The organism is Microcystis sp. M144S2 (genome assembly GCF_020246065.1).
Taxonomy (GTDB): Bacteria; Cyanobacteriota; Cyanobacteriia; order Cyanobacteriales; family Microcystaceae; genus Microcystis; species Microcystis ichthyoblabe_A.
In genome coordinates this window covers 26,499-37,398 of the sequence record NZ_JADBTR010000051.1, presented here as the reverse complement: position 1 = coordinate 37,398, position 10,900 = coordinate 26,499, and the positions used below count along the sequence as shown (strand labels likewise).

Annotated in this window: 8 protein-coding genes; 5 read left to right on the top strand and 3 right to left on the bottom strand. The window is 44.7% G+C overall.

From position 1 onward, the window contains the following. On the bottom strand, window positions 1-390 hold a 390-nt coding region (locus tag IM462_RS07085; RefSeq protein WP_287704099.1), incomplete at its 3' end, for a Uma2 family endonuclease. A gap of 290 nt (window positions 391-680) precedes the next feature. Here IM462_RS07085 and IM462_RS07080 point away from each other — a divergent pair. The 5 genes from IM462_RS07080 (at window position 681) to IM462_RS07060 (ending at window position 7,306) form a co-directional block, all read left to right on the top strand. Further along, on the top strand, window positions 681-2,600 hold the full coding sequence (locus IM462_RS07080; RefSeq protein ID WP_287704097.1) for a long-chain fatty acid--CoA ligase: 1,920 nt from the start codon (window positions 681-683) through the stop codon (window positions 2,598-2,600). 61 nt (window positions 2,601-2,661) lie between these two features. Beyond that, a complete protein-coding gene (locus tag IM462_RS07075) occupies window positions 2,662-3,111 on the top strand; it encodes a YlqD family protein (protein ID WP_002782037.1) in 450 nt (149 codons plus the stop codon). Window positions 3,112-3,357: 246 nt separating this feature from the next. Next, window positions 3,358-4,722 (top strand): DUF3370 domain-containing protein, encoded by a 1,365-nt coding sequence (locus tag IM462_RS07070; protein WP_287704095.1) that lies wholly within the window; start codon window positions 3,358-3,360, stop codon window positions 4,720-4,722. 226 nt (window positions 4,723-4,948) lie between these two features. Beyond that, on the top strand, window positions 4,949-5,839 hold the full coding sequence (locus IM462_RS07065; protein ID WP_287704093.1) for a hypothetical protein: 891 nt from the start codon (window positions 4,949-4,951) through the stop codon (window positions 5,837-5,839). Between the two features lie 18 nt (window positions 5,840-5,857). After that, window positions 5,858-7,306: a family 10 glycosylhydrolase gene (locus tag IM462_RS07060; RefSeq protein WP_287704091.1), complete on the top strand. Its 1,449-nt coding sequence runs from the start codon at window positions 5,858-5,860 to the stop codon at window positions 7,304-7,306. 6 nt (window positions 7,307-7,312) lie between these two features. On the opposite strand, the gene IM462_RS07055 is transcribed toward IM462_RS07060, so the two are convergent. Together IM462_RS07055 and IM462_RS07050 are read right to left on the bottom strand one after the other, a co-directional pair. After that, entirely contained in the window at window positions 7,313-9,535 is a 2,223-nt protein-coding gene (locus IM462_RS07055; protein ID WP_287704090.1) for a GumC family protein, read from the bottom strand. A 117-nt stretch (window positions 9,536-9,652) separates the two neighbouring features. Then, the gene (locus IM462_RS07050; protein WP_287704101.1) at window positions 9,653-10,867 is read right to left on the bottom strand and encodes a polysaccharide biosynthesis/export family protein; all 1,215 of its coding nucleotides are present in this window, start codon (window positions 10,865-10,867) and stop codon (window positions 9,653-9,655) included. Window positions 10,868-10,900: the final 33 nt, after the last annotated feature.

Genomic DNA, 10,900 nt, shown 5'->3' with positions numbered 1-10,900 from the left:
TTCTAGAGTTTGATAATCATTAAATTTATCCCCCCTGTCAAAAGCTTCTGTAGAATCGGAGAGAACTTCGATAATCAATTTAGGAAAACTTTTGTAGGTAGCAGTTTCTCTATCTCTGTCATCGCAGGTGACAAGAATATCAGGATAATAAAAGTGATTGCGTTTCTCTAATCTGACTTTCACATCGGCAAAATAAACCCGACAATTGGCACCCCGCAAATGATTACGAATAATTGTGTATATATTCCCCGAAACAATATTATGAGTATCCGTCGTCCCTGCCATGGCGTAAACTTGTCCATCGATATATTCATGTTTAATGGGACTGGTTTCTTCAAACTGAAGATATTCTTCTGGAGTGAGATTATTATAGTTAGATAAAGCAATCATCGTTTTTTCTGCTAGTTACAACTAATTAAGTACCTAAGCAAAATTAATTATACATCTAAGCCGTTAGCCTTTTCCGTAATCAGTAAGCAGTATTAAGTAACAGTACATTCCCTGATTACCGTTCACCTTTCACCGATAACCGAAAAGTCTCCTCTCTCCCAGTCTCAACTAGGAAATTAACTTTGCAGGACTAGATACCTGTTGAAATAGTGTCTAGGAGAACCAGCAAAAAGAGCCTAGAATGGTTAATCTATATGCTATTACCCTTGTAACTCTCTATAACTACTGCTATGACAACCCTAATTGACTATTCAAATATTCAATCTTTACCCGAAGTTTGGTCAATAGTTGCCCAGCGTTTCCCCAATATTATCGCCCTGCACGATCCCCACAGTAAACCAGAAGTAATTATCACCTATCGGGAACTTTATCAACAAATTCAGCAATTTGCCGCCGCTTTACAAGCATTAGGAGTCACAGAAACCGAAAATGTCGCTTTATTTGCCGATAATAGTCCCCGGTGGTTTATTGCCGACCAAGGTTCCATGGCAGCTGGGGCCGCCAATGCGGTACGATCTGCTCAAGCAGATGCAGAGGAATTAGCCTATATTCTGGCCGATAGTGACAGTCAGACGCTGATTGTCGAAAATAACAAAACTTTAGGCAAATTGCTGGCGAAAATCCCTGAATTGCCCCTAAAATTAATCGTGCTGCTCACCGACGAAGACCCCGCTACTGGGGCGATTTCCGTGCAGACCTTAAATTTCAAGCAACTAATGGCGATCGGGGCTGAGAACACCCTTAAACCCATCACCAAGAGCGAAAATGATCTGGCTACCCTCATCTACACATCGGGAACGACGGGACAACCAAAAGGGGTGATGTTAAGTCATGGCAATCTGCTGCATCAGGTACGCAACTTAAATGCTATCTTTCAACCGGATCCAGGCGATCGAGTTTTAAGTATACTACCTTCATGGCATTCCTACGAGCGCAGTTGTGAGTATTTCAGTCTAGCTCAAGGTTGCACCCAGATTTATACCAGTATTCGCACTTTTAAGCAGGATTTAAAGCAATTTAGTCCGCAATTAATGGTGGGAGTTCCCCGTCTTTGGGAATCTCTTTACGAGGGTATCCAAAAGCAATTTAGCGAACAATCGGCCACAAAACAGAAATTAGTGCGATTTTTGCTAGAAAAGTCGGAAAATTACGTTATTGCTAAACGTATCGCTGATAATCTCAGTCTAGATCATCTTCACGCTTCCCCCGGAGAAAGACTAAAAGCAAGAATTCAATCCCTCTTACTCTATCCCCTCCATGCCATCGGTGACAAGCTAGTTTATGGCAAAATTCGCCAAGCAGTGGGAAATAAAGTTAAAATCTTGGTTAGTGGCGGTGGTTCCTTAGCCAGACATCTAGATACTTTCTATGAGATTGCGGGAATCCCGATTTTAGTTGGTTATGGACTGACAGAAACTTCTCCCGTCGCTACCGTCCGTCGTATCGATCATAACCTGCGCGGGTCTGCCGGTCGTCCCGTCTTTCAGACAGAAATCTGTATTGTCGATTTACACAGCAAAGAAGTCTTACCGACAGAAAAACACGGTTTAGTCTTGATTCGCGGTCCGCAGGTGATGCAGGGGTACTATAAAAAACCCGAAGCAACCGAAAAAGCGATTTCTCCCGATGGTTGGTTTGATAGCGGTGATATTGGTTGGTTAACCGCTGCCGGGGATTTAGTCTTAACCGGACGGGCCAAAGATACAATTGTTTTGAGCAATGGTGAAAATATCGAACCGCAACCGATTGAAGATGCTTGTTTACGCAGTCCCTTTATCTCCCAAATCATGCTAGTGGGACAGGATCAAAAAGCTTTGGGGGCTTTGATTGTGCCTAATCTTGATATACTGGCCAATTGGGCCCAAGAACAGAAACTATCCTTAAATTTACCCGATGCTCACAGCGATCGCTCAACGATTCTTTCTAGCGATCTCTACAGCAAAAAAGTCTTAGCTCTCTACCAACAAGAATTAAAGCGCGAGGTGAGAAATCGGCCCGGTTATCGTACCGATGACCAGATTAAAACCTTTGAGTTAATTTTAGAGCCTTTTTCCCTAGAAAACGGCATGATGACCCAAACTTTAAAGATTAAACGACCGGTAGTAACGCAACGCTATCGCGATATGATTAACGAGATGTTTGCCAAGTAAATATTTCTGGCAAATATTCCCTAAACCCTTGACAAAAAAACCTTTTTAGGATAAGCAAATCATGGATGACGCACAAACCAGTTTATTACTGAAGCGCCCGGTGACAATTAAAGTCATCGTGACCCCCCGCTGGAAAGAAGAAGCACAACAGCAATTACAAGCACAAATGGTGCAAATTGACGCACAAATTCAACAATTAGAAAGCCAAGGACAAAGAGCGATCGCCGAAATTCAGCGTCAGAGTCTGATCCCCTTACCCCCCGCGGCTGCCCAACAGATTGACAATATTCAAATCCAAGTCAATCAACAGAAAAGTGAGTTTCTCGAACAAAAAAACCAGTATCTGCAACAACTGCAACAGGTACAACTCTTGGAACTCAATCAAGAAGTCGCCCAAGCACAACTAGAAAGCTTTTTCCGCGTCGAAAAAGGCGATAACTTAGTAGCCAAAATGAATGTGGAACTCGTCCTTAGAGATGGCATAGTTGAGGAAATTCGCGGCGAAATTTAAAGCTAGGATGAGCAGTTACGGGTCATTGTCAACTTAACGGTTAAAATCGGCAATAGCAAGGGTTTTTCTCCCTTGCTCACCCGAAAAACCGCCCTAGCTCACATCACCCCTGACAGGACTTGATCAGACCTTAAAAATATATTAAGATTCTTTATCGATCGCCGGGACAGACTCGCCTATATTGTTGTATAACTTCATCTCTCCATCGACTCACCCTTAATTAGATCCTATAAATATAGAATCTCTATGCTTTCTTTCTTACCCACTATTCTTTTAGCTCAGTCCGCCTCGGTTCTGCCCCAGATAGAGAGGAAATTAGTCACCCAATATCAGCAAGTGCGTCAGTTGCCCGGTCAATTGAATGACGTTCTAGTTTTTAATAGCAATAGTCCCGAAATCGTAGAAAAAGAGGGAATTCTCCTCTCCACTTTCCCCGGCAAAGGAAAACGTTTTCCCGTCGCCCATCTCAATCATCCCCTACAAGGACGTTTTGATGTTTTCACCCACCACATCGCCCGTCAAACCGATCCCGATCGCGACTTACACCAGGGCCTGATCGTTACTAATCCCACCTCCAGAAACCTCGTTATCCGCATCCTGCAAGGAGTCAGTTACGTTACCTCCGCTGATGCCCCTTTTGTCGATTTACCCTCTCTGGTGGAAGATCCCAACGGCCGGGTTTTTTCTGGTCCTGGTTCCCGTTTAGCCAGCGATATCATGCGTCGTCGCCATGATACCCAATTTCCCACCCAGATCGTCATTCCCCCCGGCCAAAGTCGGATGATCTTCGATCTGATTATCCCCAGAAGTAGCGCCCGCTCGACCCTCCTCCGTCTCTACAGCGATGGTCCTGTCTATATGGCCAATTTAGCCCTCTACGAAGTTCCCCAAAAAGTCAAAATTGAAGATCGGGAAATAGAAACCTTTCGTCCCCCTACCCTAGAGGAATGGCGTACCCTATTAGTTAGAGGTGATTTAGCCGCTCCTCGCGATTTTCCCCCCACTCCCCCCGATCAATGGTCCCCCGGAAGAAGAAATTTTTATGGTCGCGTCGCCGGAATTTCTGTCGGTTCGGAATGGGCAACCCGCATTGTCGATCCCAAAGGGGGAATTAATCTCACCATTCCTCAACCCGGTCAAGCTTTTGCCTATCCTTTAAGTACGGTGACAGCAGCTACTTTCGGAACCAGACAAATTCAAAGCGCCCCCATGTTAGTGCGTTATCCCGATACGGCTTTCAAAGCTCACGGTAACTACGGTGTTCACTACTATCTGACTTTACCTCTATATAACAACACTAGCAAAACCCAGGTGGTGGCTTTGAGTATTCAAACCCCAATTAAAGAAGACAATTATCTCGATCGCTTGTTATTTGTTGAACCCGTCCAGGGACCGGTATTTTTCCGGGGTGCAGTGCGCGTTACCTATCGTAACGAACTGGGACGCACCGAGGAACGTTTTTTCCATCTCGTTCAACGGGAAGGACAACAGGGAGAAGCTTTAGTACAGGTGGAACTTCCCCCTGGAGCCAGACGCGACATTAATCTCGATTTTCTCTATCCCCCCGATGCCACCCCCCCCCAAGTTTTGAGCGTTAAAACTTTGCAATAGATAGTTTTTCTCGAAAAGTTAACGGCTGATTGTCGGTAAAAATAAGTAAGATAAGTAGGTGGGTATTAAAAACTTTCAGATTCCCCCCTTAATAAGGGGGATCCCCCCGCCTTCGGCTTCCCCCCTTATCAAGGGGGGCTAGGGGGGATCGAACCTAAAATCCATTTTAAATTTAATTATAACCAGCTACTTACACTGATATTAATCTCTCTCTGGGAATTAGCCGATGGATATTAGCAAAACTTGCTTTATTTGCTGCTTATTATCTCAATTTTTGGGCAATGCAGCCGCGAGTTTAGCCGTGACTAAACTGGATTTTGATACCGGTCAACCCCTAAGAAATCAAGTGATTAAATCGGGGAAAATTAAGGTGCAAGTTAGCTATCACCCCATCGACCTAAATGAGAGAGTTGATGACAATTCTGATGTTAATAATGTTTCTTATAAAATCTTTTATAATGAGCAACTTTATCAGGAAAATAGCGAGTATAGTGCCTTTGGTTCTGGCTATGTCGAATTGAGAGATTTAGATAATAATGGCATCGATGAGATTATTGTCTCCACCTATAGCGGCGGCGCTCACTGCTGCACATCTTTGGTAATTTATACTTGGCAAAAAGATAAATTTATTAGAGAAGAAACGGGGTTTTTAGATGGTAGTGGTGGTTCCTTTGAAGATTTAGATGGAGATAATAATTATGAATTTGTCACCGTTGATAATGCTTTTTTATATGCTTTTAGTTCCTACGCCGCCTCTTTTCCTCCCTCGAGAATTTATAGTTTTCAACAGGGTAAATTAGCAGATGTCACTAGAAAATATCCTCAAGAATTAAGAAAAACTTTAGCAGCAATGCTGAAAGCCTTTCAGTTAGCTAAAAAAGAAAAAGCTGAAGTTAATGGCATTTTGGCTGGTTATGTGGCTCAAAAAATTCTCCTAGGAGAATGCGAAGAAGTTTGGCAATTTCTTCTCACTAATTACGATAAAAACTCCGATTGGGGACTAGATATCTATGGCGAAAGTACAGTGATCGGCAAATATCCAGACTTTCCCACTGCTCTGAGCGCTTTTCTCCTGAAAAATGGCTATTTATCTGAAAATAAAAACAATAAAAAATAGCAAACGCTGTGAACAACTATGTTAAAGAAAGTTAATTATCTGCGATCGCTATCTTGTTTCCTTGCTACAATTCTCTGGATTAGTCCTCTAGGGATTAACTCTAGTCTCGCTGTCAATGATAATTGTCAACTGTCCGAATCAGAAATCCAACAACAAGAAAATCTGCGTCAAACTTCCCCCCAAGAATATAACATTTTAGTACAGAAATATGCTGAACAATTGCGCTTTTGTCGTTCCCGACATTGGTTACAGGAACAGGCGATCTGGTTACGTCTCTACTCCTGTGATACCCGTCCAGGATCGATAGAAAGTATCCTCGATCGCATCGTGGCCAAAGGTTATAATACAGTTTATCTGGAAGTTTTTGCCGATGGTCAAGTCCTATTACCTCCTAACAATAATCCCACCGTTTGGGATAGCGTCATTAAAAATTCCAGTGCCGGAAATGTGGATTTATTAGCACAGGCGATCGAACAGGGACATAAACGCGGTTTAAAGGTTTATGCTTGGTTATTTAGCCTCAATTTTGGCTATGCTTATAGCTTGAAACCCGATCGACAGGAGGTGTTGGCACGCAATGGTAAAGGACAGGATAGCACCTCTTTTGTCGATGATCGATCCCAAACTTTTGTCGATCCCTACAGTAATCAAGCGCGACAGGATTATTTAATTCTCCTAGAAGCCATTTTACAACGTCGTCCCGATGGAGTTTTATTTGATTATATTCGCTATCCCAGAGGAACGGGAGTCGATTCCGTTGCTGATGATGTCAAAGATTTATGGATTTTTAGTCCGGCATCCCGACAAGCTTTAATTAATCGAGGATTGAATAATAAGGGCAAATTTTTAATCGATCGCTATCTGACTCGCGGGAAAATTTCCCCCGATGATATCGTCGAAGCCGATCGCCTTTATCCCCAAGAAACTGCCCCTCTTTGGCAAGGAAGAATCCCTTTAGAAGAGGAGATGAAACAATCAGTTAAAAGCCGTTTTGATCGTCTCAAATTAGAACTTTGGTTCCTAGCGGTTGCCCATGCTGCCCAAGGTGTCATTGATTATATTAGTTATTTTTCTGCCCTAGTGGAACGTCAGGGAATTCCCGCCGGGGCAGTGTTTTTTCCCGATGGTAATCGTCTGGTGGGTAATCAAGGTTTTGATTCCCGTTTACAAGCTTGGGATAGTTTTCCCGCTTCCCTAGAATGGCATCCCATGTCCTACGCTAATTGTAACGATACTACCTGTATAGTTAATCAGATCAAAAGAGTAGTGGCAAGCAAGGGAAATCAAACTCCTGTTATCCCAGCTTTAGCGGGTTTATGGGGACAACCCTATAACAATCGTCCCTCCTTAGAAGTGCAAATGGAAGCGATTCGGATAGCTTTTCCCACCATAGATGGGATCAGTCATTTTGCTTTTTCTTGGCAAGAACCACAATTCGATCGAGCCAGAAGATTTTGTCAAATGTAACCGCGTTTACACCTCCACTTTCACTTCCTCCACCTCTGTTTGTCCCTGTGTTGAGGGAACTATCAAAGCTGGCAGTTCTGGTTCGGCGGTTTTGAGAGTCATTGTTATATCGACGTAGTTAATCACCGCCCCTAAAATTTTCACTTCCGCTTCTATTAACTGGTCAGTTGCTTCACTCAAGAGACTAGAACGAGTTATGGCCGGGCGCGTTACCAGAATAATTCCGTCCGCTAGTTCTTCTAAGAGCAGCGCATCATTACAGCTAGACAGGGAAGGAGTATCGACAATCACCAGATCGAAACGGCCGCGAGAATCTTTGAGAATTAATTGTAATTCGCTCGATTCAATGATAGCTGCCGCTTGTTTTTGCGGACCGGGACTAGGCAAAATGGAAAGGTTTTCAATATTTGGGGCCAGACGGATCGATTTACTTTTTGCCCCGTAGTACAGTAGGGGTTCTGAGAAAGAATTAGGATCGGGAATGACTCCGATTTTTTCGGCTTTGGAAAGACTTCTCAGATCTCCTTCTACTAACAGAGTCCGTCGCCCCGCTAAAGCTGCAGCGATCGCCAGATTGTAGGCAGTGGCGGTTTTACCTTCTTCACCAGTAATACTGGTGATAACAACCACTTTCACCGTTTCGCTGCTGCCAATGCGTCGCAGGGTACTGCGTAAACGTTCGTAGTAGGGGAGATAATTGGCATCAGCATCGACGAGAATCGGCTCGATTTCCTCACCCTCTAAATTCCGGACAATCGGCAATTGTCCCAAGAGGAGTATATCCCGACTAATCAAAGCCTCCCGCAATTCTTGCGGACTGTGCAGGCGATCATCGATTACTGCTAACAGCAGGATCGTACCCAATCCAGCTAAAGTTCCCAAACCAGCACCCGCCAAGAGAATCAAGGTACGATTCTTGCGGTTAAACACCTGTTCGATCGGTTCAGCAACTGGCGGTTGGGCGACGGTGAGACTACCCACGGTTTCCGCTTCTGCGGCCTGAGCATCCACCAGAGAATTGAGAATATTCTCGTAGATACCCCGTTGAAAGGCGACGGCTTGGGTTAAACGAGCTTGCTGTAGCTGTTTATCGGGGAATCTCTCGTATTGGGAGCGCAATTGCTGTTCCTGAGTCACTAAGGATTCTAATTGTTTCAGTAAACCCTCGCGCTGAGTTTGCAGGGTGACTAATTGACCCGCTAGTTGTTGACGGGCCGTATCGAGATTACTTTGCTGACGGATGCGATTGCTGGGAATAGCGGTCAGGACACCATCTTTTCCGATCACCTCGGCGGCCCTTTTTTGTAAGAGAGACTCGTTAACTTCCTGTTGTTTACGTAATTTAACTACGGTGGGATGTTCAGGACGTAAATCCTTCTCTAGTCGCTCCAATTGGGCTTCTGTGTCCAAGATCTGCGCTCGGATACTGGCAATAATCGGGTCGGCACTAAGGGCCGAGGATGTGTAAGCCTGATCGGGGGTTAAATCGAGTTGTTTACTCAGACTATCAATTTGTCCTTGAATACCTTGCAGTGCTAGGCGAATTTCTCGCTGTTGCTGTTGACTACTGGTGATAGCGGTGAATAAACTCCCATCTTGAATCGCCAATAAATCTGAACCCTGGGTACTAATGTAGCGATAAAACTTTTCTTCGGCTCTGGTTAAATCTTTTTGGACTTCGTTAAGCCGAACACTGAGAGCTTCTATGCGGGCGCGTAACTGGGAAGTATTAATCCAGCGACTGTATTCCACCATTTCCTTCATCAAGGTTTCGAGAATTAACTCCGCCTTGGTCTGGGAATCGGCTGTTAACTCTAAAAGCACCTCTTGGGGTTGGTCGGTTGTTGTAGGCCGATTGGCATTATTGTTTTGTCCCTCCGCTTCACCCGGGAAGGTAATTTTTAAATCTTGATCGCGAATTTTAACGATCTGTTCTTGATTAAATTGCAATTTTTGGGCTGTATTGATCAATACCCGGGGAGATAGCAGTAAATCGCGATCGATAGCCCGCCCTTGTTCTTGCAGTTGGGTTCCCGTACTGGTAAAAGCGGGCGGCGGCACCCGATAGGCTAGTTGTCCTACCGCCCGATAAAAGGTAGGGGGTTTCTCCGGATCGGGGAGAAGAGCAAAGATCGCAGAACCGCCTAAACAGACGAGGAAGACGAATATTCCGACAAATTTGTTCTGATCTAGCGAGATGAGAAATCGTTTAACAATTGGTGCAGCCATAGCTTTTTAATATATTCCCAGATTTTTTACATTCTAGCGGTCAAGAGTTATTCTCGGCCTTGAAATCCTAGCTTATGAAGTTGTGTTAAGGAGTGAGACGAGCGAGTTGCCCGTCAATTATCGGAAGTTATCGAATTGATTGCTAATGTCGAGAATTGTATTGGTAAAACTGGAAATATCCCGGATGGGTTGGGTAATAATATTAAAAGCGGCGAAAATCTCCCCTAACAGGGTGCGGGTGACGATAATTACGTCCTGATCTTCTAAGGGGACATTTTGGGAGATGTCTCCCCTAACTGCCGCTATCGGACTCAAAGTTTGACTAACAATTCCCCCTTTGACACTGTCAAAACGTAGCAGGGACACTTCATTGACATTAATCCGCAGACGATCAGAAACCGGTAAACTAGCCACCACATCGAGGAAGGTACTGCCATTAGGAATCGAAACATTTCTCAGGGAAATTCCCGAAGGAATTGAGGGAGCTAAAACCCTGATGGTGATATTCTGCTGGGCGAGGGTGGTTTTAGCCACTAGGGTGCGATTATATCCCGTCTCTTGGCCGACTTCTAACTTGGAAACAATCACGGCATCACCTCCTTGCAGACGCAGATCTGGCAAGGGTTCCCCTTTAACTAAGGGAGTATAAAGGTCAAGTTTCTCCTCTAACACTGTACCATCGACTAAAACCCGACGGACAAGGATCGAACGCAGATCTGATCTAGGAGTGCCACCACCCGCCGCCAAAATTACCTGTGCTAGGGAAGTATTAGGAGCAATACTATAAAACCCCGGTCGCTGTACCTCTCCCAGAATGGTCAACTGGACGGGACGGGCAGTGGTTAAAACAGCAATGACTTCTGGTTCCTCCCGCAAGTATTTTCGCCCCAATTCGAGGCGGATTTTAGTTTGCACTTCGTCTAAAGTCAAGCCAAGTACCGGAATACGCCCTAAAATCGGCACCAGAAAATTCCCATCAGGATCCACTGGCCCCGTGGAATTAAATTCGGGAAAATCGGGAACCGAGACAGTAATTTGATCGCCGATATCGAGTCGATAGGCCTGAATTTGTCGGGATTGGGGATTATTGGGAGAGTAAACCGGAGGACTGTAGCCAGCGGGGGGAATCGTGTTTTCAGGAAAGGTGGGATTAGGCGGTTCGGGGGGTAAAAATTCCAACCCAGTTCCGGGTTGAGTCTGGGGTATGGACAAAGGACCCTGGGCCTTGAGGCTCTCGGAGTGAATTACCCATAAGAACCCTGTCAGGCTCAACCCTGATAAGGCTATAACCCCAGTTCTGAAGAAACTAACTGGCAAAAACTTGTTGAGCATTGGTGGAATCATACAGTTCTATCAATTTTTGGG

Excerpts from the sequence above, each read along its gene's own strand:
- IM462_RS07080 (WP_287704097.1), top strand. The coding sequence starts at position 681 with ATGACAACCCTAATTGACTATTCAAATATTCAATCTTTACCCGAAGTT.
- IM462_RS07075 (WP_002782037.1), top strand. The coding sequence starts at position 2,662 with ATGGATGACGCACAAACCAGTTTATTACTGAAGCGCCCGGTGACAATT.
- IM462_RS07070 (WP_287704095.1), top strand. The coding sequence starts at position 3,358 with ATGCTTTCTTTCTTACCCACTATTCTTTTAGCTCAGTCCGCCTCGGTT.
- IM462_RS07065 (WP_287704093.1), top strand. The coding sequence starts at position 4,949 with ATGGATATTAGCAAAACTTGCTTTATTTGCTGCTTATTATCTCAATTT.
- IM462_RS07060 (WP_287704091.1), top strand. The coding sequence starts at position 5,858 with ATGTTAAAGAAAGTTAATTATCTGCGATCGCTATCTTGTTTCCTTGCT.
- IM462_RS07055 (WP_287704090.1), bottom strand. The coding sequence starts at position 9,535 with ATGGCTGCACCAATTGTTAAACGATTTCTCATCTCGCTAGATCAGAAC.
- IM462_RS07050 (WP_287704101.1), bottom strand. The coding sequence starts at position 10,867 with ATGCTCAACAAGTTTTTGCCAGTTAGTTTCTTCAGAACTGGGGTTATA.